This is a genomic window from Leifsonia sp. 10L418 (assembly GCF_056395445.1).
On record NZ_JBFTJN010000001.1, the window covers coordinates 682,213 to 706,167 of the forward strand.

25 protein-coding genes are annotated in these 23,955 nt (G+C 65.0%); 9 read left to right on the top strand and 16 right to left on the bottom strand.

Features of this window, described 5'->3' with window-relative positions; genetic code table 11:
* Window positions 1-3: 3 nt before the first annotated feature.
* Complete coding sequence (locus AC1DCF_RS03160) at window positions 4-1,392, top strand: aspartate aminotransferase family protein (RefSeq protein WP_477209741.1); 1,389 nt, start codon at window positions 4-6, stop codon at window positions 1,390-1,392.
* Here AC1DCF_RS03160 and AC1DCF_RS03165 read toward each other — a convergent pair.
* From AC1DCF_RS03165 to AC1DCF_RS03195, 7 genes are all read right to left on the bottom strand, one after another.
* Window positions 1,325-2,626, bottom strand: a complete 1,302-nt coding sequence (locus tag AC1DCF_RS03165) for an acyltransferase family protein (RefSeq protein ID WP_477209832.1) — start codon at window positions 2,624-2,626, stop codon at window positions 1,325-1,327. The two genes, AC1DCF_RS03160 and AC1DCF_RS03165, sit on opposite strands and share 68 nt — an antisense overlap.
* A 153-nt stretch (window positions 2,627-2,779) precedes the next feature.
* Complete coding sequence (dhaK, locus tag AC1DCF_RS03170; RefSeq protein ID WP_477209742.1) at window positions 2,780-3,775, bottom strand: dihydroxyacetone kinase subunit DhaK; 996 nt, start codon at window positions 3,773-3,775, stop codon at window positions 2,780-2,782.
* 72 nt (window positions 3,776-3,847) lie between these two features.
* Window positions 3,848-4,531 (bottom strand): dihydroxyacetone kinase subunit DhaL, encoded by a 684-nt coding sequence (gene dhaL / locus AC1DCF_RS03175; protein ID WP_477209743.1) that lies wholly within the window; start codon window positions 4,529-4,531, stop codon window positions 3,848-3,850.
* Entirely contained in the window at window positions 4,528-5,352 is an 825-nt protein-coding gene (locus AC1DCF_RS03180; protein WP_477209744.1) for an HAD-IA family hydrolase, read from the bottom strand. The genes dhaL and AC1DCF_RS03180 overlap by 4 nt, the downstream gene beginning before the upstream one ends.
* 3 nt (window positions 5,353-5,355) lie before the next feature.
* Window positions 5,356-6,213, bottom strand: coding sequence for a class II fructose-bisphosphate aldolase (locus AC1DCF_RS03185; protein ID WP_477209745.1), 858 nt, complete (start codon window positions 6,211-6,213; stop codon window positions 5,356-5,358).
* Between the two features lie 112 nt (window positions 6,214-6,325).
* The gene (locus tag AC1DCF_RS03190) at window positions 6,326-6,781 is read right to left on the bottom strand and encodes a PaaI family thioesterase (protein WP_441791122.1); all 456 of its coding nucleotides are present in this window, start codon (window positions 6,779-6,781) and stop codon (window positions 6,326-6,328) included.
* Window positions 6,781-7,671, bottom strand: coding sequence for an LLM class flavin-dependent oxidoreductase (locus AC1DCF_RS03195; RefSeq protein WP_441791123.1), 891 nt, complete (start codon window positions 7,669-7,671; stop codon window positions 6,781-6,783). Before AC1DCF_RS03195 ends, AC1DCF_RS03190 begins: the two co-directional genes overlap by 1 nt.
* Before the next feature lie 127 nt (window positions 7,672-7,798).
* Between AC1DCF_RS03195 and AC1DCF_RS03200 the strand changes: the two genes are divergently transcribed.
* The 4 genes from AC1DCF_RS03200 (at window position 7,799) to AC1DCF_RS03215 (ending at window position 10,458) form a co-directional block, all read left to right on the top strand.
* A complete protein-coding gene (locus tag AC1DCF_RS03200; RefSeq protein WP_477209746.1) occupies window positions 7,799-8,977 on the top strand; it encodes a M4 family metallopeptidase in 1,179 nt (392 codons plus the stop codon).
* A 5-nt stretch (window positions 8,978-8,982) separates the two neighbouring features.
* Entirely contained in the window at window positions 8,983-9,261 is a 279-nt protein-coding gene (locus tag AC1DCF_RS03205) for a protealysin inhibitor emfourin (RefSeq protein ID WP_477209747.1), read from the top strand.
* A 4-nt stretch (window positions 9,262-9,265) separates the two neighbouring features.
* A complete protein-coding gene (locus tag AC1DCF_RS03210; RefSeq protein WP_477209748.1) occupies window positions 9,266-9,964 on the top strand; it encodes a M23 family metallopeptidase in 699 nt (232 codons plus the stop codon).
* Window positions 9,965-10,038: 74 nt separating this feature from the next.
* Window positions 10,039-10,458, top strand: a complete 420-nt coding sequence (locus AC1DCF_RS03215; RefSeq protein ID WP_477209749.1) for an ester cyclase — start codon at window positions 10,039-10,041, stop codon at window positions 10,456-10,458.
* Between the two features lie 9 nt (window positions 10,459-10,467).
* Here AC1DCF_RS03215 and AC1DCF_RS03220 read toward each other — a convergent pair whose 3' ends face one another.
* Entirely contained in the window at window positions 10,468-10,875 is a 408-nt protein-coding gene (locus tag AC1DCF_RS03220; RefSeq protein WP_477209750.1) for a RidA family protein, read from the bottom strand.
* Between the two features lie 76 nt (window positions 10,876-10,951).
* Here AC1DCF_RS03220 and AC1DCF_RS03225 point away from each other — a divergent pair, with 76 nt between their 5' ends.
* Both AC1DCF_RS03225 and AC1DCF_RS03230 read left to right on the top strand, forming a co-directional pair.
* Window positions 10,952-12,127: a hypothetical protein gene (locus AC1DCF_RS03225; RefSeq protein ID WP_477209751.1), complete on the top strand. Its 1,176-nt coding sequence runs from the start codon at window positions 10,952-10,954 to the stop codon at window positions 12,125-12,127.
* Window positions 12,128-12,234: 107 nt separating this feature from the next.
* Window positions 12,235-13,083: an SDR family NAD(P)-dependent oxidoreductase gene (locus tag AC1DCF_RS03230; RefSeq protein ID WP_477209752.1), complete on the top strand. Its 849-nt coding sequence runs from the start codon at window positions 12,235-12,237 to the stop codon at window positions 13,081-13,083.
* Here AC1DCF_RS03230 and AC1DCF_RS03235 read toward each other — a convergent pair.
* The 4 genes from AC1DCF_RS03235 to gdhA all read right to left on the bottom strand — a co-directional run bounded on the left by AC1DCF_RS03235 (window position 13,076) and on the right by gdhA (window position 17,132).
* Window positions 13,076-13,525 carry a hypothetical protein gene (locus AC1DCF_RS03235; RefSeq protein WP_441791131.1) on the bottom strand — a complete coding sequence of 150 codons (450 nt, stop codon included), beginning with the start codon at window positions 13,523-13,525 and terminating at the stop codon, window positions 13,076-13,078. The genes AC1DCF_RS03230 and AC1DCF_RS03235 overlap by 8 nt on opposite strands.
* A 176-nt stretch (window positions 13,526-13,701) precedes the next feature.
* Entirely contained in the window at window positions 13,702-14,073 is a 372-nt protein-coding gene (locus AC1DCF_RS03240) for an FKBP-type peptidyl-prolyl cis-trans isomerase (protein WP_441791132.1), read from the bottom strand.
* Between the two features lie 212 nt (window positions 14,074-14,285).
* A complete protein-coding gene (locus AC1DCF_RS03245; protein WP_477209753.1) occupies window positions 14,286-15,686 on the bottom strand; it encodes an FAD-binding oxidoreductase in 1,401 nt (466 codons plus the stop codon).
* Window positions 15,687-15,770: 84 nt separating this feature from the next.
* Window positions 15,771-17,132 (bottom strand): NADP-specific glutamate dehydrogenase, encoded by a 1,362-nt coding sequence (gene gdhA / locus AC1DCF_RS03250; RefSeq protein WP_477209754.1) that lies wholly within the window; start codon window positions 17,130-17,132, stop codon window positions 15,771-15,773.
* A 176-nt stretch (window positions 17,133-17,308) separates the two neighbouring features.
* Here gdhA and AC1DCF_RS03255 point away from each other — a divergent pair, with 176 nt between their 5' ends.
* Together AC1DCF_RS03255 and AC1DCF_RS03260 are read left to right on the top strand one after the other, a co-directional pair.
* Window positions 17,309-18,184: a fumarylacetoacetate hydrolase family protein gene (locus AC1DCF_RS03255; protein WP_441791135.1), complete on the top strand. Its 876-nt coding sequence runs from the start codon at window positions 17,309-17,311 to the stop codon at window positions 18,182-18,184.
* Between the two features lie 75 nt (window positions 18,185-18,259).
* Complete coding sequence (locus AC1DCF_RS03260; RefSeq protein WP_477209755.1) at window positions 18,260-19,003, top strand: glycosyltransferase family 2 protein; 744 nt, start codon at window positions 18,260-18,262, stop codon at window positions 19,001-19,003.
* Between the two features lies 1 nt (window position 19,004).
* On the opposite strand, the gene AC1DCF_RS03265 is transcribed toward AC1DCF_RS03260, so the two are convergent.
* The 4 genes from AC1DCF_RS03265 to AC1DCF_RS03280 form a co-directional block, all read right to left on the bottom strand.
* Complete coding sequence (locus AC1DCF_RS03265; protein WP_477209756.1) at window positions 19,005-19,925, bottom strand: alpha/beta fold hydrolase; 921 nt, start codon at window positions 19,923-19,925, stop codon at window positions 19,005-19,007.
* Between the two features lie 107 nt (window positions 19,926-20,032).
* Complete coding sequence (locus AC1DCF_RS03270) at window positions 20,033-21,505, bottom strand: aspartate ammonia-lyase (protein WP_477209833.1); 1,473 nt, start codon at window positions 21,503-21,505, stop codon at window positions 20,033-20,035.
* A gap of 244 nt (window positions 21,506-21,749) precedes the next feature.
* Window positions 21,750-22,130, bottom strand: coding sequence for a DUF4190 domain-containing protein (locus AC1DCF_RS03275; RefSeq protein ID WP_477209757.1), 381 nt, complete (start codon window positions 22,128-22,130; stop codon window positions 21,750-21,752).
* Between the two features lie 251 nt (window positions 22,131-22,381).
* The gene (locus tag AC1DCF_RS03280) at window positions 22,382-23,809 is read right to left on the bottom strand and encodes an NCS2 family permease (RefSeq protein WP_441791141.1); all 1,428 of its coding nucleotides are present in this window, start codon (window positions 23,807-23,809) and stop codon (window positions 22,382-22,384) included.
* Window positions 23,810-23,955 lie beyond the last annotated feature (146 nt).

Consider the following 23,955-nt stretch of genomic DNA (forward strand, 5'->3'; position numbering starts at 1 on the left):
GTAGTGGCAGGTCCGAGCAGCTATTTTCGCCCCGAGAACATAACCGAACTGTCCGGTGCCGAGCGCGACCTTGTCGCCCGCCGCGAGCGCCTGCTCGGGAAGGCCTACCGTCTGTTCTATGACCGACCGATCGAAATCGTGCGTGGTGCGGGCACCAAGCTCTACGACGCCGAGGGCGCCGAGTACCTCGACGTCTACAACAACGTGCCCTCTGCCGGCCATTCGCACCCGCGCGTTGTCGAGGCGATCAGTCGCCAAGCAGGCACGCTCAATACGCACACCCGCTATCTCGGCCGTGGCATCCTCGACTACTCCGACGATCTGCTGGCCACGATGCCGGCCGGCATCGACAACGTGATGTTCACCTGCACCGGTTCCGAAGCCAACGATCTTGCGCTGCGCCTGGCGAAGGGCATCACCGGGCACCAGGGAGTGATCGTCACCCGCAATGCCTATCACGGGGTCACCACCGAGATCGCTGCCATCTCCCCCTCGCTCGGCGGCGAGAGCACTGTCGCGCCCTGGGTTCGCATCGTCAATGCGCCGACCGGTGACGGCAGCGAGTTCGTGCGGCAGGTTGCCGCGGCGACGGATGCCCTCCGGCAGTCCGCGCACGGGCTCGCCGCGGTCATCGTCGACACTGTCTTCGCGAGCGACGGCGTCGTTCCTGGCCTGAACGAGCCGGGCTCCCCCGGGTTTCTCGCCCCCGTCGTTGCGGCGACTCGCGCCGCCGGTGGGCTCTTCATCGCAGACGAGGTGCAGCCGGGATTCGGTCGACTCGGTTCGTGGCCGGGCGCCGACAGCGCCGACAGCGCGGGCGGGCGAGCGCGCTCCCCGTTCGACCTGACGGTCCCGGAATCTGGCCTGTGGGGCTTCGCCCGGCACGGGATCATTCCCGACATCGTCACGCTCGGCAAACCGATGGGAAACGGAATGCCGATCGCCGCGATGCTGGCCCGCCGCGACCTGGTCGAAGCCTTCGGGGCCCAGATGCGCTACTTCAATACCTTCGGCGGCAATCCGGTGTCGATCGCCGCAGCACAGGCCACGCTCGACGTCGTGCGCGATGAGCGCCTGCCCGAGAACGCCAGAGTGGTCGGCACCTACCTGGTCTCGGGGCTGAGCAGCCTGGCGAGCACAGCCCGCGAGATCGGCGGCATCCGCGGGGCCGGACTCTTCATCGGTGTCGACCTCATCGACGCCGACGGGCATCCCGACGAAGCGTTGACGATCGCACTGCTCAACGAGCTGCGGCGACGGCACGTGCTGATCGGGGCATCCGGACTCGCGAACAGCACCCTCAAGGTCCGCCCGCCCCTCCCGTTCAGCTTCGCTGACGCAGACCGGTTTCTCGCCGAACTCGACGGGGCGTTGACGACGTTGCGCCGGTGACGGTCGGTGTCGCCCGAGACCGGGACCGCGGCAACCGAGGCGGAAGCTGAAGCAACACGGCGATCGCAAGCAGGATGGTGCCGACGACGGCAATCGCGAAGTTGAGACCGAACACCACGACGGTGAACGGCGGAAGAATCACGAGCGAAGCCGAGAGGCTGACGCTCCAATCGCGCGCCCGCGTGCTGAATGCGTTCGGCGGAATGGGTTGTTCGAATCGACGCAGCGCGACGGCGATGCCGGTCAGCACAAGGATGGCGATCAGCAGAATCACCGGCCGGGTGAACCACCAGGCGGGGGTGCCGGGCTCCGGTGACGGCAGCGGGGAAAGCAGCAGCAGACCGACGATGAGCGCGATCACCGGCAGGTGCCAGAGGTAGATCGTCATCAACCGGCTGCCCACGGCCATCACCATGCGCCTGATCACGGTGACGCGCATCATCCGTTCGAGCAACGGGTGACAGAGCATCAGCAGCGAGAACTGTGCGATCCCCTGCAGGCACAGAGCCACGGTCGGAGGATTGAGGTTATTGAGCATGTCGGCCGGATACGCCCCGAGCACGGTGAGCGCGGTCAGGGTACCGAAACTACCGACGACGAGCAGCGCCAGTATCCACCGGGGCCGCGCCGCGAACCAACCGTCGGCGGCCCACACACCGAGTTGCTGGATGAACAACCAGACGAAGATCATGTTGAACAGACCGATTTCCGGAATTCCGGATGCCCACCGCGTCACGTCAAGTGCGATCGCCGCTCCGGCCAGACCGACCAGGGTAATGATCGGGGCGCGTTCGTGCAGCGCCACCATTCCTGGCACGAACGACTGGCTAAAGGTGTACGCAGCGAGAAACCACAGTGGCGAGGCGACTCCGAACGTGATCTTTCCAACGGTTTCGGCATCAAGCCCGCTGAGCAGCATCACGAGAATGGCGGCCGCGAGAAACGCGAAGAACGGCACCGCCGGCCGCGCCAGGCGCAGTACGCGCCCGCGAATGAACTCGGCCGCTGTTCCGCCGCGTGCCTCAGTTCTCCGCCAGGCCAAAGCGCCGACATAGCCCCCGATCACGAAGAGCAACGGCATGATCTGGGTGACCCAGGTGACGGGGGCGAACCACGCCTGAAGCTCGACCGTGCGCACTAGGATGAGGTCGTGGCGCGGGCTGAAGGAGGCGCCAAGCAAGAGCAAATGGCCCAGCACGACAAACACCAGGCAGCCGACCCGCGCGATGTCCATCACAGGGTCTCGCCCACTCCGCATGACAGCGGAATGGGGCTCATTCACCCGGTTCAATTGTTACCTCCGCACAGGCTGCAATTCTCTCCTTTGCTCAGTGTGGCACCGACATCCGTGCTTGAGCTAGCAGCAATCCTCCGGAAAAGATTCGAATCAGAAGATTCGAATCGCGACCTCGGCCGGCGCCGCGAGGAGCGCCTCGATTTCATCGTCGAGCTTGACGAGGGTGAGTGAGGCCCCGGCCATGTCCAGTGAGGTGCAGTATTCGCCGACGTAGCTCCGTCCGACGGTGATGCCGCGCTCGGCGAGCTGCGCGTGAGCGCGCCCGTACAAAATGTACAGCTCACTGATCGGTGTTCCGCCGAGGCCGTTGATCATCAGAGCGACCCGATCACCTGAGGCAAACGGGAGGTCACTGACCACTGCTTCGAGCAACTCGTCGACAATCTCGTTCGCGCTGGCAAGCTTCGCCCGCCGACGCCCCGGCTCGCCATGGATGCCGACTCCCATCTCCATCTCGTCTTCGCCGAGTTCGAACAGTGGCGAGCCCTTAGCGGGAGGTGTGCACGAGGTGAGCGCCATCCCCATCGTGCGGGTGACGCTGTTCACTTTCTCGCCGATTCTCACGAGTTCATCGAGGTCGGCGCCGTTCTCGGCAGCGGCTCCGACCGCCTTCATCACAAAGAAGTTGCCGGCGACTCCGCGGCGGCCGACGGTGTAGGTGGAATCCTTCACCGAGACGTCATCGTCGATGAACAGTGTCTTCACCAGAATCCCGTCGGCCGCGCTCATCTCCTCGGCCATCTCGAAGGCCATCTTGTCGCCGGTGTAGTTGTTGACCAGCAGCAGCACTCCCTTCGGCGAGGCGACGAGCTTGGTCGTCTCGTAGACGTAATCCATCGGCGGGGCGGCGAAGACGTCGCCGGGACAGGCCGCATCGAGCATGCCCTTGCCGACCACCATCACGTGCGCGGGTTCGTGCCCGGAGCCGGAGCCTTGAACGATCGACACCTTGTTCGGGTTCGGAGCATCGGTACGAATGATCAGGTTGTAGGCGGGCACGTACTTCAGGGTGTCCGGATTCGCCAAGGCGATTCCAGTCAGCATTTCGGCGACATACTGCTGCGGATCATTGACGAATTTCTTCATGGCGCGCACTCCAGGTGTATTCGGGATGACCCGTACCGCCCCGGCACGGGAGCTTGATGATGAGCTCGGCCGCTATCTGGCCGCCCACTCCGTGCTGAGGCGCTCCAGGATCACTGCCACCGCAACCGCTCCGGGATCCGGGGACCCGATACTGCGTTCCCCCGTGTAGCTGGCTCGCCCGCGCTTGGCGAGCATGCTGCTCGTCGCATCGGCGGTGACTCGCGCCACCTCAGCCATCCGGGCAATGGATGGCCCGGCGTCGGATCCGGATGCGACTTCAACCTCAAGAACATCGGTCGCCGGCACGAGAGAGTCGAGCAGGGTCTTGTCACCGAGATCTGAGCTGCCACGGGCCTTGATTCCCTCGATTGCCGCTCGCAGCATGGCGACAACGTCGCTGCCGGCGAGCTCGTCCTGGCCACGCACCGCGCCCGATGCCCGCAGGAATGCAGTGCCCCAGAGCGGGCCAGACGTGCCGCCGATTCGACCGGCGATGACCATCGCGACCTTTTGAATGAAGGCCGAGGGGCTGCTTCTGTCGAAATCGTCCCATTCGGCGAGCACGATCTCGAAGCCGCGGGCGAGGGAGTACCCAAAGTCGCCGTCTCCGACCACCGCGTCGAGATCACCGAACTCCCGCTCGTTGTCGACCGCGGTCTGGGCGATGCTGCGCACCACGAACTCGGTGTCGGCAAGGCTGGAACCCGAACGGGAATCGGAGGCGGATTCAGAAGTGGATTCGGAATCGGTCGTCATTTCTCCCCATCTCTTTCTTCTCGTTCTTTTCGTTCTTCTCGTTCTTCGTCGACGAGGCGAAGCAGCGCGCTCAGGTCGGCCAATTCAATCCACTGCCCCGGGTGGATCCCGAGCGGGTCGTCGAGCACGACCGCGGCCGGGCCGCTCGGGTCACCGAGCGAACTCACCACCAGCGCGGCCCCGTCGAAATTCTCTTCCGCGGTGTAGCCGCTGACCGTGACCACGGTGAGCAGCCCCGCGGCGAGCGCCGCGCGCAGGCCGTTCTCGCTGTCTTCAATGACGAGCGCGTCGTCGGCGTCGACTCCGAGTTCTGCCAGGGCCAGCAGGTAGATGTCGGGGGCGGGTTTTTTCGCGGTCACCCGGTCACCCGCGAAGACGCTGAACCTGCTGGCGAGGTTCTCACCGACGCTGTGGCTGAGCACGGCGCGCACCGAAGCCTCGGCCGAGGTCGAGGCGACGGCCAGTGTCCAGCCGGCACCGGCTGCTTCTTGCACGATGCGCCGGATGCCGGGCCGCGCCGGCAACACCCCGGCGGCAACCATCTGGGTGTAGATCTCCGTCTTCCGCCGGTGCCACGCGGCAACGGTGTCTGACCACGACGACGGATCGTCACCGAGCCCGAGTTCGGCGGCCAACTCCGGGGTGAGGATGCTGGCCATCCGCTCTTTGCCGCCACCGATCTTCACTTTCTCGGCATAGTCGGCGTCGCTCCAGTGCACCGGAACGGCGAACTCGCGAAATGTCTGGTTGAACGCGGGAAGGTGTCCATCCCGTTCGGTGTCGGCCAGCACCCCGTCGCAGTCGAAGATCAAGGCGGGCATCGCTCAGGCCTTGCCCGCGCTGCCGAACTGGTGGGCCAGGTCCCGGGTCATCGCCACGATGTCGGCGCGCACATGGGCGAAGAGCGACGGTGGATCCCATTTGTCGCGGGCCTCGGCATCCTTCAGAAAAGTCAGGTTCGACTTCATATAGGTGATCTTCAACGCCGTGGAAATATTGACTTTCGCGCAACCGCGCGCGATCAGGTCGTGGAATTGGGCGTCGGTCAGACCGCTGCCGCCATGCAACGCGATGGGCACCGGATGCGCCTCGACCAGGTCGGTCACCCGTTGAAAGTCGAGCACGGGCTCGCGCTTGTAGACACCGTGCGCATTGCCGATCGCCGGGGCGAAGACATCCACCCCGGTCGCCTCCAGAAACCGAAGCGACACCTCAAGGGTCTGCCGGTTGGATTCCGCGTCGGAGCCGACGCCGTCTTCGACGCCGCGGATCGATTCAATCTCCCCCTCGACGTGTGCCCCATACCGGCGCGCCTCGGCGACGACCTCGATCGTCTGGCGCTGATTCTCTTCGACCGGCAACGTCGACGCGTCGAACAAGACCGAGTTCCAGCCGCGTTGCAGGCATTCGGTGATGACCGCACGCTCCGGACAGTGATCGAGGTGCAGGGCGACCGGGACGTCGATCCCCTTGGTCATCGACTCCCACATCGCGAAGAGCACGTCGGAGCCGATCGACTTCACCGTCTTCACCGACGTCTGCAGAATCACCGGCGAGCGTGCTTCGACGGCGCCGGCCAGGACCGCTTCCATGGTCAGGTCGTTGACGATATTGATGGCCGGCACACCGTAACGTTCGGCAAACGCCCGATCGACGATGTCTTTCAATGTCGAAACAGCCACCTGGTGCCTCCTCGCCCCTGTGCGGGCCATGGTAAGCCGGAACCTCATGGCCGACAATGGCTCGGCGGATGGCTCAGCGGATGGCTCGGCAGCTGTAAAGAGGTGGGGCGAGCTACCTCTCGAACACCAGCAGGGTCGACGTGGCGCTCGCGTAGACGCGCCCCGACGCATCCACCAACTTAGCCTCGGCGAATGCCACGCGTCGACCGATCGAGATCAGCGACGCCTCAGCGCGCATCGGCCCCGTATCGGTGGTGATTGCCTTGTGATACGACACCTTCAGCTCCAGCGTGGTGTAACCCTGCGTTGCGCTCAGCCGGGAGTGCACCGCGCAACCGCAGGCACTGTCGAGCAGGGATGCCGCATAGCCGCCATGCACGGAACCGATCGGGTTGTAGGCGTGCGGCCCCGGAGTGCCGGCGAACACGGCACTCCCCTCGCCGACCTCGACGAGGTCGAAGTCAAGCGACTCGGCGATCCCGGGACGGCGCCCCGAGGCGATCAGGGCGCGCAGCTGTTCAATGCCCGACAGTCCCGGGCCGATCTCTTCCATCAACGTCTCAGCCATCAGCCGCGCAATCCGTCTAGTTTCTCGACGACTTCGCCGAGTACATCTTCGGAGCCGGCATAGATGCCGTCGGCCCGTGGCCAGTGGCTGATCACATCGGTGAAGCCGAGTTCGGCCGCGCGGCCGACGGCATCCTCGAAGGCGCCGACGCTCTCCAAAGAATAGGTACCGCCGCTGTCCAGCGACAGGTAGCGGTCGATGGTCTGCGGATCCCGCCCCGCGGCATCCGCAGCGTTCTCCAACCGGTCGACCATCTGGCCGACGCCGGCCCACCACTCATCTCCGACGACACCCTCGGCGCCAGTGGTCACCCAGCCTGACCCGAATTGCACAACGAGTCCCAGACCGCGCGGCCCGTTGGCAGCAATGACAAAGGGAACTCGCGGGCTCTGCACCGGTCGCCCGACCATGCGCGCGCCGACCGCCGTGAACCAGTCGCCCGAGAAGCTCACACCGTTGCTGCCCGGCTCTTCATGCCGGAGCAGCAAGTCGAGGCTGGTCACGAACTCAGCGAACCGGCCATGCCGCTCGGCCGGCGTGTACTCGGCCTGGCCCAACACGAAGGCATCGAAGCCGGTGCCGCCCGAGCCGACCCCGAGCAGAAATCGCCCGTCGGAAATGTCGTCGATCGTCGCCACCTCTTTGGCGAAGGTGACCGGATGACGAAAATTCGGCGACGCCACGAACGTGCCGAGCTTGATCTCGGTGGTCACCGCGGCCGCCGCGGCCAGCGTCGGCACCGTCGCCTGCCAGGGCTGATCGGCGAGGGTGCGCCACGAGAGGTGGTCGTAGGTCCAAGCATGGTCAAACCCGAAGTCCTCGGCCGCCTGCCATTTGCGGCGGGCATGACGCCAGGTGTCTTGCGGGAGAATCACTATTCCAAAGCGCATGGTGCGAGTCTACGGATACGCCGGGCGGATTCGGCGTGGGCGCCCCCGAGCATCCGGCAACTCCGAGACTCCACCCGGATCGAACTGAGGCTGTTGCGACAACGCCCGCGGGTGGCAGACTCAGCTCATGACCGGCACGACGCCAGCACTCGCGACGAGCTGCCTCGCGCGTTGCACGATCGTTCCGCCCTACCTTCTCGTGCGGCTCGCCCGGCTCACCGATCCGCGCTTCGCCGGAGCGGCCGAAGCGGCGCGTCAGTCGCTGCTCCGCGACCAGCCGCTTCGTGAACTCCGGGTGCCGGGGCAGCCTCCGTCTCCTCTGGCCGGTCCGCCTCGTGCCGCTGTCGCCGCGCGGGCGGGGCGCCGACCAGGGTCGATCGATCGCACGGTGGCGGATGCCGGCGGCCGCGAACTGCTCCCCGGTCGCGTTGTGCGCAGAGAGGGTCAGCCTCCCGTCGCCGACACTGCAACGAACGAGGCCTATGACGGACTCGGCTCCACCCATCTGCTGTTCTGGACACAATTCCAACGGGATTCCATCGACGGCGCCGGGCTGCCGCTCAACGCTTCGGTGCACTACGGCGAGCGCTACGACAACGCGTTCTGGAACGGCGAACGCATGGTGTTCGGCGACGGCGACGGCCAGGTCTTCAACCGGTTCACCCTGTCGCTCACGGTGATCGGGCATGAGCTCACCCACGGCGTCGTGCAACACACCGCGAATCTGAACTATCAGGGCCAATCCGGGGCGCTCAATGAGTCGATCGCCGACGTGTTCGGCTCGTTGGTCGAACAGTTCGCGTTCGGTCAGAGCACAAGCCAGGCGAGCTGGCTCATCGGGCAGGGGCTCTTCACCGACGAGGTCGAGGGCACGGCGCTCCGTTCCTTGAAAGCACCGGGCACCGCGTACAACGACGACGTGCTCGGAAAAGACCCCCAGCCGTCAGAGATGGCCGGCTACGTCGACACCGAGCTCGACAACGGCGGTGTTCATCTGAACTCCGGCATCCCCAATCGCGCCTTCTATCTGGTGGCGGATGCCCTCGGCGGTAACGCCTGGGAGTCACCTGGTCAGATTTGGTACGACGCGCTGACCGGCGGAAGGCCGACGGTCAGCACATCGGATAGCACGCCGGCCAACCTCCCACCAGCCGGTAGCCCGTTGCCGCCGGATGCTGATTTCGCCGCGTTCGCTCGGGCGACGGAGACGGCCGCCGTCGCCCGGTTCGGGGCGGATTCAGCCGAGCGGCAGGCCGTCGTGACCGCCTGGCGCACCGTCGGCGTGGCCCTTATCGAATCGAAGTAGCCGACATGAGAGTCATCGTGACGAGAAGCGGCGGGATCGCAGGCATCCAGATCAGCTGGGAGGTTCTGGTCGACGACCAGCCCGATCCGGCCGATTGGCTCGCACTCATCAGCACGCTGCCGTGGAGTGACACCCCGCGAAGCGCACCGCAACCCGACCGATTCATCTACCGCATCCGGTGCAACGCTCAGACGGTCGAGTTGGCCGAACCAGATCTGGACGGCCCGTGGCGCGAACTGGTCGAGCGAGTGCAACGAGCGCACCCGTCTCCGCCCGCGAAGTAACCCGGTGAGCGCACCGATCATCATCGCACTGCCCTTCACCGGCCTCTGGCTGGCGCAGAACAGTCCGGCACGTCGGGTGCCGAGCCATGGCACCGATGTGTGGGGCGAGCGGTACGCCATCGACTTCGTCGGCGTCGACGCCCGTCGGCGCACTTCGCCGTTCCGCGACTGGCGCACCCTGTTGGCCACCGAACCACCGGAGCGGTTTTTCGCCTTCGGGCGCGCGATTCTTTCGCCGGTCGACGGCACCGTCGTCGAGGCCCACGATGGTGAAATCGATCATGAGGCGCGGCGATCTCAGCTCGCGCTGGTGCCCTACGCGCTAGGACAGGGCGCTCGGGTGCGGCAGGGCGTTGAAGCAATCGCCGGCAACTTTCTGATCATCAAGACGTCTGGCGACGCATTCGTCGCCCTCGTTCATCTGCGTGCTGGCTCCCTGAGCGTCGTACCCGGCGACACCGTGACGACCGGGCAACCGATCGGAGCGTGCGGGAATTCAGGCAACTCGACTCAGCCCCACCTGCACCTGCAGATCATGGACAGCCCCGACCTTGCCCTCGCCAGCGGCCTGCCGATGCGATTCCGGCGCTATCGCGAATCGGCGCGTGGCGCCCGGCATTTCGAGATTCGGGAATCCGGAGTTCCTGCCGAGGGTGCCGTCGTTGAACCGCTGCCCGTCGCGGCTGCGGACAGTGGCGGATAGTCGTTTGGTCGGGGTAGACGGCCACCACGACGAAGGACACACTCTCCGGTAGAAGCCCTTGCGAGGAGGAAGAAATGGACAACGCGACGACGGCACGAAGCCTCTACGACAACCTGAACTCCGGAGAGATCGACAAATTCGGTGAATTCATTGCCGACGATTTCATCGAGTACGAAGTGACACCAGGTTTTGAACCGACGAAAGCAGGAGTGAAGGATTTCTTTCGGATGCAACAGGCGGCATTCCCCGACATGAAGATCACTGTTGAAGATCTTGTGGAGAGCGGCGAGAAGGTGGTCGTGCGCGCGAGATTCACGGGAACCAACCAGGGAGATTTCATGGGCATGGCGGCCTCGGGAAAGAGCGTCGATGTGCAACTCATCGACATCTTTCGCCTCGGCAGCGACGGACTCGTGCATGAGCATTGGGGGGTTTATGACGCCCTCGCGATGATGCAGCAGATCGGTGCCATTCCCGCGGGACCGCCCGCGTAGCTGCGTCGCTCAGTCGAAAACGGCTGCGACGGCCTCGATCTCGACCAGCTGATCCTCGTAGCCGAGAACCGTGACACCCAGCAGTGTGCTCGGAACGTCGTGATCGCCGAATGCGTCGCGCACGACTTCCCAGGCTTCGCCTAAGTCGCTTCGCTCGGCCGATGCGACGAGAACCCGGGTGCTCAGAACGTTGCCCAGGTCGGCTCCTGCCGCAGCCAAAGCGATCACGAGGTTCTCCACGGCCTTGGCCGCCTGCGCGGCGTAGTCGCCGACGCCTGCCGTACTCCCGTCGATGTTCAGCGGGCAGGAACCGGCGAGAAAGATGAGTCGTGAGCCGGCGGGGGCTGTCGACGCATACGCATACTGAGCAACGTCCGACAGGGCGGCCGAGCGAATGAGGCTAACGGGATAAGACACACCGTCACTGTAATGGACAACCCGTCTTCGACGACTTTTCCCCTCGGCTGAACCCGCTGGCCCTAGTCTGATGAAGATGAGCGACGACATCGAGATCGGTCGAACTCCAGGCGGGCCGGCTGCCGCAGGGCCGCTCGGCGCGTGGGGAGTCAGCGGACTCGATTACCGTGCTCTCACTAGCCCGGTCGATCGGCCCGCGGTTCGCGACTACCGGCGGCAGTCCCGGCAGAGGCACGCCGCCTGGGCCGAGCGGCGAGCAGTGCGCGTTCTGGCCATCGTACTGATCGTGATCGTCGGGTTCGTGGTCTGTGCCATCGCGGCGGCCACCGTGAGCGTGATCGCCGACTTCTGGTCATCCGGCTCGAGACAGGGGGCTGTCGAGGGTAACAGTGGGTTCGAATGGTGGATGATGGTCGCCGCGCTCCTCGTCGTCGCCGTGCTCGTCGCGGTCTGGGCTGTGCGCTCCGGCCCACGCGGCAAATGGGCCAACTGGTACCTCCTCGACCGCTTCGCGCAGGCGAACCGACTCGTCGCCGAACCGCTCTCCCCCTCGCTCGACTATCCGGGTGCGATCTTCGGTCGCGGAAGTGCGCGCGCCGGTTTCGACCGCATCCACTCGAACGGTGGTCGCACGCTTGATCTCGGCAACTATCGGTACACGACGGGGTCCGGCGACGAGCGCACCACCCACAGTTGGGGATATCTGGCGTTGCAGCTTGATCGGCGGTTGCCACACATGCTGCTTGATTCCCGCTCGAACCACGGGTTGTTCGGCACCACGAACCTGCCGATCAGCGTCGCACGCAATCAACAGTTGCGTCTCGAAGGGGACTTCAACTCCTACTTCACGCTCTACTGCCCGCACGCGTACGAGCCGGATGCCCTGTATGTGTTCACGCCGGACCTGATGGCGTTGCTGATTGACAATGCCGGAGGCTTCGACGTCGAGATCATCGACGACTGGATGTTCATCTACCGCCGGACGCCCTTCACGATGACCGATCCGGCAACGCTCCAGCGCATGTTCACCATCGCCGGCACCGTCGGCACGAAGACGCTCAGCCGCACCGAACGCTACCGCGATGAACGGCTGACTGCGGCCGGGGCACGCGGAACGGGCAATGCCGCTCCAGGCGCTGACGAGGTCGCGCCGGCCGGGCGTCGGCTGAAGCACAAGAACGGCTGGGTCGGCGTTGCAGTCTTCGTCGCCCTCGCACTGGCGGGGCTCTGGTTCGTGGTCGGCCAGCGCTGATCAAGTGACGACTGCCTGCATCAGGCTGCGTCGGACGGCATCAGGCGGCATCAGGCGGCATCAGACGAAACCCTCGCGCAACCGACTCGACGGTGGGACGATGACGCATGAGCACTTCATCCACTCCACACGTCGTACTGATCACCGGTACCTCCTCCGGCATCGGTTTGCACACGGCTCTGGCCGCCGCACAGGCCGGCCACACCGTGGTGGCCACGATGCGCAACCTGGATCGCTCGGACACTCTGCGCGACGCGGCCTCAGCGCTCGGCGTGCGCCTCGACATCCGCCGGCTCGACGTCACGGAGCCGCAGTGGGTAACGGATGTCGTCGGCGACGTCGTCGGCGACCATGGACGGCTCGACTCGCTGGTCAACAATGCGGGAGCCGGTCACATCGGCACGATCGAGCACGAGAACATCGACGATCTGCGCACGGTGATGGAATTGAACTTCTTCGGCACCGTCACCATGACCCGGGCCGCGCTCCCGCACCTGCGGGCGACCAAGGGTCGTCTGCTCTCGGTCACGAGCGTGGGTGGAATTATCGGACAGCCGTTCAATGAGGCGTACTGCGCCGCGAAGTTCGCCGTCGAAGGGTTCATGGAGAGCCTCGCCCCGGTTGCCGCGTCGGCCGGCGTCACGGTCACGGTTGTCGAACCGGCCGCCGTCGCCTCGGCCTTCGTCGAGAACGTCGGCTTCGACCGAGAGCGCACCCACCCCGCCGATGATCCCTACGCCGACGCCCTGCGCGCGTACGTCGCGCGCACCGAAACGGCGTTCGACAACGCGCAGTCGGCTGAGGATGCCGGTCGTTTCATCGCGCAGCTACTGAGCGGAAGCACTCCACCGTTCCGAGTGCAGACCTCGGCTGCCGCACGGGCCTTCGTCGGAGTGAAACTCGCCGACCTCGACGGAAGCGCCGTGCAACGGATGACCGAGGCCTGGGTCAGCTGACGGCTGACTCGTCCTCGTCGTGGCCTTCGTCTCCGTGAGGAATCCCGCCAAGAACACCGAGAATTGCCGCGCTATAGGCATCAGCCGGATCCGCCGCATCGCAGTCGACCCGCACTCCCCCGATGTCGATCACGACGCGGTACTCGTTCTCGCCCAAGCGATGAAGCGCGTGGAATCGGGGCCCGAGAAACTCACGCAGCTGATCTTCGCGGGGCAACCACAGGGCATCCTCGAGCGCCAACGAATCGAGCGCCCACTCCGTCGTGCCGTTGAACCCGAGAATGGTGCCGGTGTCGAACTCGTGTGACTCGATCGCCATATCGCTGACCGTGAAAACATCTGTCTCGAACTCCGGCCGCTCAATGCGAAAGAAGTCACCGGATGCGGGATGCCAGGCCAAGCCGGCCTGACGCAGGGACCGAGCCGAATCGGAGGAGATCATGGCTCATTATCTGTGCGCGACGCTCAGTGCGAAAGGGCGCATGTGCAGATTGTTCACATGCTGCAACAGAAAACGCGCGATCCTCGGCGTCGTTGCAACGCGAAACGGCGTGGCCCCCGGTTGCCTCTGGCAACTCGGTGACCACGCCGCGCGTGAGTCGTGAGTAAGGCTTCGGGTTAGCTGACGCCCAGCAGGTCAATCACGAAGATCAGCGTCTTGCCACCGAGACGGTGTCCCGAGCCGGCGGGGCCGTACGCCAGGTGGGGCGGAACAACGAGCTTGCGGCGTCCGCCGACCTTCATGCCGGGGATACCCTGCTGCCAACCGGCGATGAGCGAGCCCAGCGGGAAGTTGATCGACTGGCCGCGACCCCAGGAGGAGTCGAATTCGTCGCCGGTGTCGAACTCGACACCGAGGTAGTGCACGTCAACCTTGGCGCCCGGCGTCGCTTCTGCGCCGTCGCCCACCACGATGTCAACAATTTCGAGAGCCTCGGGCGCGGGGCCTTCGGGGAAGTCGAGTTCAGGTTTTGAATTCAAATCAGTCATCCCACCATCCAAGCGGATTTGGCGACCTGACGCACACCGAAAAACAAATGCTTGCTTAATAGACCCCCGCGGGTGCACCCTTAAGTAAGAAAAACCCGCCGCCCCGGTTCGCTAGTCGGCATTGCCACTCGACCGGGCGGCGGGTTCTCTTTTGCCTCCTGCGCCGACCCGAATCCGCCTCGGATATCGCGCCAATTCTTTGCTCTCTCGCGCTATTTCTCCGCGGCGAACATGACACCCGGGTTCAGGATGCCCTGCGGGTCGAACACTGCTTTCAGTTGGCGCTGCAACCCGAAACTCGTCTCGCCGAGCTCGTCGACCAGCCAGCGCTGTTTGAGCACGCCGACGCCATGCTCGCCGGTCAGCGTGCCGCCGAGCGCGAGGGCGGCACGGAACAGTTCGTCGGCGGCAGCCCAGATGTGCTCTGGCACGAGCGGGGCATCCGCTGGCTTCTCCGGGTCGAAGGGAATCACGAAATTGGGGTGCAGATTTCCGTCGCCGGCATGGGCGACGGTGGGGATTGTCACACCGGTTCGCTCACTGATCCGGGCGATCTCCTCAAACATCTCAGCCATCCGTGAGCGCGGCACCGAGACATCCTCGATCAGAACCTCGCCCTGTGCGGCCAGGGCCGGGTGCATGGCCCGGCGAATCGCGAGCAGGTTCTCCCCCGATTCCCGATCGGTCGATAGTTCTGCGTCGCCTCCCGCGTCACGCACAAGCTTCAGCGCCGCCTCTGCCTCGACGTGGGCGAGCGGCCCGTCGGTCTGCACCAGCAGAAAGGCGCCGTGTCCGAGCGGTAAGCCCGCCATCTTGTCGGGGCCGAGGTAGTCGGCGATCGCTCGAAGCGCCGACGGGTCGAGCAGTTCCATCACGGCCGGACGCAGGCGTGCCGCAGTGATCGAAGCGGATGCGGCGGCGGCGGCGGCGACGTCGGCGAACACGGCGCCGATCGTCGCGACGTCCCCGGCGGGGCGCGCCGGCGTGCGCACCGTCGCCCCGACGATCACGCCGAGGGTTCCCTCTGAACCGGTGAACAGGGCGGTGAGGTCGTAGCCGGTGACGCCCTTGACGCTGCGGTGCCCCATGTCGAGCAGACTGCCGTCGGCCAGAACCACGCGCAGCGCCAGCACGGCTTCCCTGGTCACCCCGTATTTGGCACAGAGCAGCCCGCCGGCGTTGGTGGCGATATTGCCGCCGACGGTCGAGATGGTTTTGCTGGCCGGGTCGGGGGCGAACCACAGCCCGTGCGGGGCGAGCGCGTCGTTCAAGTCTTGGTTGACGACGCCCGGTTCGACGACGGCGAGCTCGTCTTCGGGTCTGATTTCGAGGATGCGATTCATACCGGCCAGGCTGAGCACGATCGAACCGTCGGTGCCGCAGGCTCCTCCGGCGAGACCGGTTCCTGCTCCCCGGGTGACGACAGGCACCCCGAATTCGCTGGCGATGCGCAGCGTGATCTGTACCTGCTCGACCGACGTCGCCGCAACCAGGGCCAGCGGCATCCCGGAGGCCTGCCAGCCCGACTTGTCGACGCGGGTGGCGTCGAGTTCGAGGGGATCGACGCTGACGATGGCGCCGAGTGCGGCCTGCAGGCGGTGGAGTGCGGTCATGCGCCTATTCTTTCGGAAAACCGGTGGTCGAGCTTGTCGAGACCGGCTCTTGAGGCCTCGACAAGCTCGACCACCGACGTTGGGCTAGATGACGCCCTGCGCGAGCATCGCGTCGGCGACACGCGTGAAGCCGGAGATGTTGGCACCGAGCACGTAGTTGCCAGGCTCTCCGTATTCCTCCGCCGTGGTGGCGCAGCTCTCGTGAATGCCGCGCATGATCTCGGCGAGACGCTCCTCGGTGTGCTCGAAGGTCCACGAGTCACGCGACGCGTTCTGCTGCATCTCGAGAGCCGAGGTGGCGACACCGCCGGCATTGGCTGCCTTACCCGGCGCGAAGAGCACCGAAGCCTCGGCGAAAACGCGCACGGCATCCGGAGTACACGGCATGTTCGCGCCCTCGGCGACCGCGCGCACGCCGTTCGCGGCGAGAACCCGGGCGTCGTCTTCATGCAGTTCGTTCTGGGTGGCGCAGGGCAACGCGACATCGATGCGGGTCTCGGCGGCCAGCGCCCAGATGTTTCCGCCGGCACGGTAGTCGGAGGCCGAGCCGCGCAGCGCCGCGTAGTCGGAGAGGCGACCGCGCTGGTTTTCTTTGACCTCGCGCAGCAGGTCGAGGTCGATGCCGTCCTTGTCGTAGACGACGCCGGCCGAATCGGAGCAGGCCACGACGACGCCGCCGAGCTGGTGCACCTTTTCGATTGCGTAGATTGCGACGTTGCCGGAGCCGGAGACGAGCACGCGGGCGCCGTCGAAGCTTGCGCCGCGGGTGGCGAGCATCTGCTCAGTGAAGAAGACAGCGCCGTAGCCGGTGGCTTCGGTGCGGGCGCGGGATCCGCCCCAGCCCACACCCTTGCCGGTGAGAACGCCCGACTCGTAGCGGTTGGTGATGCGCTTGTACTGACCGAACAGGTAACCGATCTCACGTCCGCCGACGCCGATGTCGCCGGCGGGAACATCCGTGTACTCGCCGATGTGGCGGTAGAGCTCGGTCATGAACGACTGGCAGAAGCGCATGATCTCGAGCTCCGACTTGCCCTTCGGGTCGAAGTCGCTGCCGCCCTTGCCGCCGCCGATGGGCATGCCGGTCAGGGCGTTCTTGAAGATCTGTTCGAAGCCGAGGAACTTGACGGTGCCGAGTGTCACCGAGGGGTGAAAGCGCAGGCCGCCCTTGTACGGGCCGAGTGCCGAGTTGAACTCAACTCGGAATCCACGGTTGATCTGCACGCGGTTCGAATCGTCGATCCACGGCACACGAAAAATGATCTGGCGTTCGGGCTCGCAAATGCGCTGCAGAATCGACGCATCGGCGTACTGCGGGTGTCGGAGCACAACGCGTCCGAGGGATTCGAAGACCTCACGTGTTGCCTGGTGAAACTCAACCTCACCGGCGTTACGAAGCAGAACCTCATCAAAGACGTGCTGGATTGCTGGATCAATCGTGCTCATATTTCGCATCTTTCTCGCAGTTTCAGATTTCCAGAGTACCGGCTACTCTCGCGCGCGAATGACTCGACGGCGTGCCTCGGCACGGGGTCAAACTTGTACCTTTGGCACCAAGGGTTCGCCTTGTCTTTGCTCCTATTCCATAGGTTTGGCCTCAATTGGTGCTCTAGCCTGGATATGTGAAGTTTGCACATTTGAGAATTGAAGGCCAGTCTGTTCCCCGCCTCGCGGTCACCCACGGAGACGGAGCCCTCTTTCTCGACGAGGTGCTTGACGACGCACCGCGCGACCTGCAGGACCTCCTCGAAAAGGGTCAAGAGGAGATCGACCGGGTGCGTGCCCTCGTCGGCAACGCACTCGCCCATGGAACGAGCCTCACCCCGATCAGCGAGCTTCGACACTCGTCGGCCGTTCTGCGCCCGCCGCAGGTGCTCGCGATCGGCGCGAACTATGCGGCTCACTCCTCAGAGCTGAAGCTGCGCTCCGAGACGGCCGCCACCATCTTCTCGCTCTGGCCGAACTCGCTCACCGGGCACGAATCGACGATCAGCTGGCCCGCCGACCTGACCCAGGAGGTCGACTACGAGGCTGAGCTCGGTGTCATCATCGGCCGTCCGGCCCGCAATGTGTCGGTCGCCGACGCCCTCGACTACGTCTTCGGATACACCGTCGTCAACGACATCACCGCGCGCAACATTCAGTTCTCCGAAGCCCAGTGGTCGCGTTGCAAGTCATTCGACGGGTTCACTCCGACCGGCCCGGTCGTCGTCACCGCCGATGAGATCGGTGACCCGCAGGATGTCTGGCTGACCACCCACGTTGACGGGCGCATCCTGCAGGATGCCTCGAGCGGCGACATGGTGCGCACCGTTGCCGAGATCATCTCCTACCTCTCGAAGACCGCGACGCTGCTGCCCGGCACGCTGATCTCGACCGGCAGCCCGGGCGGAGCCGGCTACAGCCGCAAGCCGCAGGTGTTCTTGCGCGACGGGTCCACCGTCACGATCACAATCGACAAGATCGGCATGCTCACCACGCACTGCCGCGAGATCTAGGCGGTTTCACGCGTCGACCTCTGCCAGGCGTAGTATCCGATGAACTCGGCATGCGCGGCAGAAGGAAGGCGGGCGATGGTCACCATTTCGGTCGTGATTCCCTGCTTCAACGATGCGCAGTTTCTGAGGCAGGCACTTGCCGCGCTGGCGGCCCAGGAACGCCGGGCCGACGAGGTGATCGTGGTCGACAATGCGTCGACGGATGCCTCGGCGAGCGTGGCGCGCGCGGCGGGGGCGCGAGTGGTGTCCGAACCGCTGCGCGGAATCTGGCCGGCAGCGGCGGCCGGGTATGACGCGGCATCCGGCGATCTGATCGCGCGGATTGATGCGGATTCGGTTCCCCCTCCCAACTGGCTTGCCCAGATCGAGGACGAGTTTCGGCGCTCCCCCGAGATCGAAGTGTTGACGGGACCCGGCCGGTTCTACGACTGCGGCCCGGTCGTCGCGGTGCTCGGCGAGCACCTCTACATCGGTGCCTATTTCTGGTTCATGGGATGGTGGCTGACCGCGCCGCCGATCTTCGGATCGAACTTTGTGATGCGTCAACGGCTGTGGCAGGACGTGCGAGACCAGGTACACCGCGGGGTGCCGAACGTGCACGACGACCTCGATCTCAGCTATCACCTCGACGTTTCGACGGTCGTGGCCTACCGGGCATCGTTAAGGGTGGGGATCTCGGCGCGGCCGTTCGACAGTTTCACCGGCTTCTTCCGTCGCATCCGTTGGGCGTTTCGCACCATGAAGCTGCACTGGCCCGATCAATCGCCGATGCATCGCCGGCAAGCGCGGCGTCAGGTTCGACGCGCAGCTCGGGCCTGACTCACCCGCCGGATGCTCGGCGGTACAACGCGACGAGGTCGCGGGCCAGCTGATGCGGAGTGGTCTCGCACGGGCTGTGCCCGGTGGGGTATTCGCGAAAGTCGGCACGGATGAACTCGGCAAGCTCCCGTTGCATCTGCACCGGCCAGAGATCGTGGCTTCCCACGGCGACGAGCATCGGCAGGCCGCTGGCCGCCAGTTCCGGGCGCAAATCCGGGGCGTTTTTCATCAGCCCGATGATGTCGTCGACACTCGCTCGCACGGTGTCGTCGAATCGTTCACGCACGAGCGGCAATCGGCCGGGCGCCGCCCGATTGAGGTTCCACTTGACCCCCCAGATGAGCAACCCGGCAATCGCGTGCGGTGTGATGACATAGCTCAGCGGGCCGATCCAGCTCACACCGCGAAAACTCTGACCGGGCTGCGGCGGCATCCCGAGAAATGCAAGCGACAAGAACATCTCGGGCTGGCGCAGATAGGCCAACTGGGCGACGAACCCCGCGAAGGAATAGCCGAGCACATGCGCCGGCGCCTGTCCGGCGTTCAAAAACGCCAAGAGATCGTCGACGAAGAGGTCGTAGTCGAACTTCTCCCCGGTCGGCGGTCCGGCACCAGCCGATTCGTACTGCCCGGCCAGGTCGTAGCTCTCAACGTAGTACCCGGCGGCGGCAAGCAGCGGCGCGACCAGGATGAAGTCTTCCTTTGACCCCGTCGCCCCCGGAACGAGCACCACGCGCTCATCGTCCGGGTCACCGAACGAGACCACTGCCAGTGCACCGCTCGGCGCGTTGAACTGGAACGACCGAGCGCCGGGAGGAAGAATTCGCCAGTCGATGTCGGGTTCAGTGCGATCGCGAACCGCAGCAGAGTCACTCTCGTCGGCCGTCGGCCCACGAGTGCGTCGTCGCTCCCAGATCGTCACAGAGCAAGGCTACGCCTGCCCCGGGATTCGCGCGGGCGACCAGCCGGCGTGCGAAACGACGGAGCCGTCGACTCCGTCGCCCGCACACTCTGCGCTACTCGATGACGCTACTCGATGATCGGAATCGTGCTGGTCTGCGTGTCGGTGACCATGCCGGACAAACGGGCCGGCTCCAGCTCCCGCATCACGTCTTCGCGGGTCATCAGCTTCGACTCGACGACGAGGTCGGCCACGTTGCGACCGGTCAGCAGCGCTGTCTTCGCCAGAGCTGCTGCAGCCGAGTAGCCGATGTGCGGAATCAGCGCGGTGATCACGCCGACGCTCGATCCGACCATGGCTTGCAGGCGGTCTTCGTTGGCGGTGATGCCGTCGATGCAGTTCACACGCAGCGTCCACATCGCCTGCGTCATCCAGGCCAGGCTCTGCAGCAGCGAGTGCGCGATGACGGGTTCGAAGGCGTTCAACTGCAGCTGGCCGCCTTCTGCGGCCATCGTCACCGTGACATCCGCCCCGGCCACGGCGAACGCGACCTGGTTGACGACCTCGGGAATGACCGGGTTGACCTTGCCCGGCATGATGCTCGAACCGGCCTGCTTGGGCGGCAGGTTGATCTCACCGAATCCGGCCTGCGGTCCCGACGAGAGCAGACGCAGGTCGTTGCAAATCTTCGACAGTTTGATCGCGCTGCGCTTGAGGTTGGCGCTGAACGACATGAAACCGCCGGCGTCACTCGTCGACTCGATCAGGTCGGGCGCGGTGACGAGGTCGAGTCCCGTGATCGTGTTGAGGTGACGGATGGCGGCTGCCGCGTAACCGGGGTCGGCGGTGATGCCGGTGCCGATCGCGGTCGCGCCGAGGTTGATCTCGGCCAGCAGCCAGATGGTCTCGGTGAGGCGGTCGTAATCTTCACCGAGCGTCGTCGCGTAGCCGTGGAACTCCTGGCCGAGCGTCATCGGCACGGCATCCTGCATCTGAGTGCGGCCGACCTTCAGGATGTGGTTGAACTCGACGGCCTTGGCCGAGAAAGAGCCCTGCAGCAGCTTGAGCTCGCGCAGCAGGTGCTGCAGCGAGAAGTTGAGCGCAATCTTGATCGCGGTCGGGTAGGTGTCGTTCGTCGACTGGCTGCGGTTGACGTGGTCGATCGGGCTGAGGATGTCGTAGCGCCCCTTGGCGTACCCGGCACGTTCGAGCGCGAGGTTGCAGATGACCTCGTTGGCGTTCATGTTCGTCGAGGTTCCGGCACCGCCCTGGATGACACCGACGACGAACTCATCGTGGTACTTGCCATCGATGATGTCCTGGCAGGCCGCGTCGATCCAACCGGCCTTCTCGGGGCTCAGCGCGCCGATCTCCTTGTTGGCACGGGCGCAGGCCTGCTTGACCGAAGCGAGGGCGACGATGAAGTCGGGGTAAACCGAGATCGGCCGCTTGGCGATCGGAAAGTTATCCATCGCTCGCTTGGTGTGCACACCCCAATAGGCGTTCTCGGGAACCTCAAGTGCTCCGAGCGAATCCCGTTCGAGCCGGAACCCGGGTCGGGCCACGTCGGCATCGACTGCCGGTGGGGTAGTTGAATCGATGATGATCTCCGACTGCGCTGACGGGTTTTCGGACACGCGAGTTGACACTATGGCTCCATTGCCGATGGGGGGCGAGCTTGTGGCTCCTGACTCATCAACCCTATCGCGGGCACCTGACCGTTGCCGAAGCCGAGGCGTGCCTGTAGAGCGTGGTTGACGCACAAAAACGCCGCCAGACGCACACATCGTGTGCGGCTGGCGGCGGTATCCGACAGAGTGACCGTCGATCGAGCGAAGGCGAGCGCTACAGAACGAACGCGAACGGAGCCAGGGCCAGGCCGAGGCCGACGAAGAGCAAACCGAGGAGAACCCAGCCGGCGATCATCACGGCGTTCAACACGATGCCCCAAATGGCCATGGTGCGGTTGGCGGGCTCACGGCTGAGGGCCATGATTCCGGTGACCAGGCCGGCGACCGGGGCGAAGAAGGTCCAGCCGGCGAAGATCGACACCAGCCCGAGCACGAGGCTCGACAGGCCGAGTGCGCGTCCTTCTGTCACCGGCGCGGGGCCGGGGGTCGGGTTCCAGGCCTGACCCGGTGCGTGCCCGAACTCGGCGGCCGGTGCCTGACCGGATTCCGGTGCGGGTGCCTGCGCGGGAGCGGGGTAGGCGGCTGTGGTTGACATGAGGGTGTTCTCCTGAATCGTTGTTGAGTTGCTTGTGCAACGTGTGATCAACGTTACGGATGCCGAAGCCGTGTCGGCATGGGGCTATCCCCCGAATGCGAGCGCTGCTTCTCCCCCGCATCCGAGCGGTGATTCTCCCCCCGGCTCCCCTCGCCTCGCTCGGGCGTGCGCTCACATCGTCGCTGTCCCGACGGAGAGCCGACGATATGAGCGCACGCGCCACTGGCGCGGGCGCGCGTAACGAGTGCGGGCTAGAAGCCGAGCGTCGCCTCGATCGGACCACGCACGAAGTAGATCAGGAAGCCGGCCGCGACAACCCAGAGCAACGGGCTGATCTCCTTGGCCTTGCCCGAGAGCGAACGCACCAGCACGTAGCTGATGAAGCCGGCGCCGATACCGTTGGCAATCGAGTAGGTGAGCGGCATCACGGTGATCGTGAGGAACACAGGCAGCACGACCGAGAACTCGCTGAAGTCGATGAAGCGAATCTGCGACACCATCATCGCACCGACGATCACCAGCGCGGCACTGGCCACCTCGAGCGGGACGATCTGGGTCAGCGGCGTGAAGAACATCGCGGCGAGGAACAGCACACCCGTGACGATGTTCGCGAACCCGGTGCGCGCACCTTCGCCGATGCCGGCGCCAGACTCCACGAAGACGGTGTTCGACGAGGCGGATGCCGCGCCACCGGCGACAGCACCGATGCCTTCAACGATCAGGGCCGACTTCAGGCGCGGGAAGTTGCCGTTCTTGTCGGCGAGCCCCGACTCGTTGGCGAGCCCGGTCATGGTGCCCATGGCGTCGAAGAAGTTGGTGAAGACCAGGGTGAAGATGAGCATGACGGCGGCAAGCATGCCGATGCGCTCGAAGGCGCCGAAGCTGAACTGGCCGACCAGGCTGAGGTCGGGTACCGAGACGATGCTGGTCGGCAGGACGGGCGCGTTGAGGTTCCAGCCGGCAGGGTTGGTGCCGAGCGACGGCCCGACCTTGAAGATGGCCTCGAGGATGATGGCGAGAACCGTCGTGGCGACGATGCCGATCAGCAGCGCGGCCTTCACCTTCCGGGCGACCAGGATGCCAATGAGGATGAGTCCGATGACAAACGTTGCCGTCGGAAGCGTGGTGACGGATCCGTTGTCGCCCAACTGAACCGGAGGACCGGCGGGGCTGGCACGCACGAAACCGGAGTTGACCAATCCGATGAAGGCGATGAACATACCGATACCGACGGTGATCGCGATCTTCAGCTGCTGCGGAACGGCGTTGAAGATCAGCGAGCGCAGACCTGTCGAGGCCAGCAGCACGATGATCAGACCGTTGATGATGACGAGGCCCATAGCTTCCGGCCAGGTCACTTGTCCGACCACGCTGACGGCGAGGAACGAGTTGATGCCGAGGCCGGCTGCGAAACCGTAGGGCAAACGAGCGATGAGACCGAAGAGGATCGTCATCACACCGGCGGTCAGCGCGGTGACCGCGGCGACCTGCGAGTTGGGCAGCCAGTTGCCGAGCACGTCGAGCGGTGCCTGGTCGGCGCTGAAGCCACCGAGGATCAGCGGGTTCAGGATGACGATGTAGGCCATCGTGACGAAGGTCACCAGACCGCCGCGCACTTCCTTGCCCCAGGTTGACCCGCGTGAGCTGATCTCGAAGTAATTGTCGATCCGAGCCTTCATGCCCGTTTTCGGCACTGCCGGGGACGTGGGGGTTTGTGTACTGGTAATGATCTTCTCCTGGGCCAGTTCGGCGGATTCTCAGGGAATAAGTCTAAACGCTCTGGCGCGTCCACCCCGCCACGGTGTATCTTTCCGCATTTCAACCC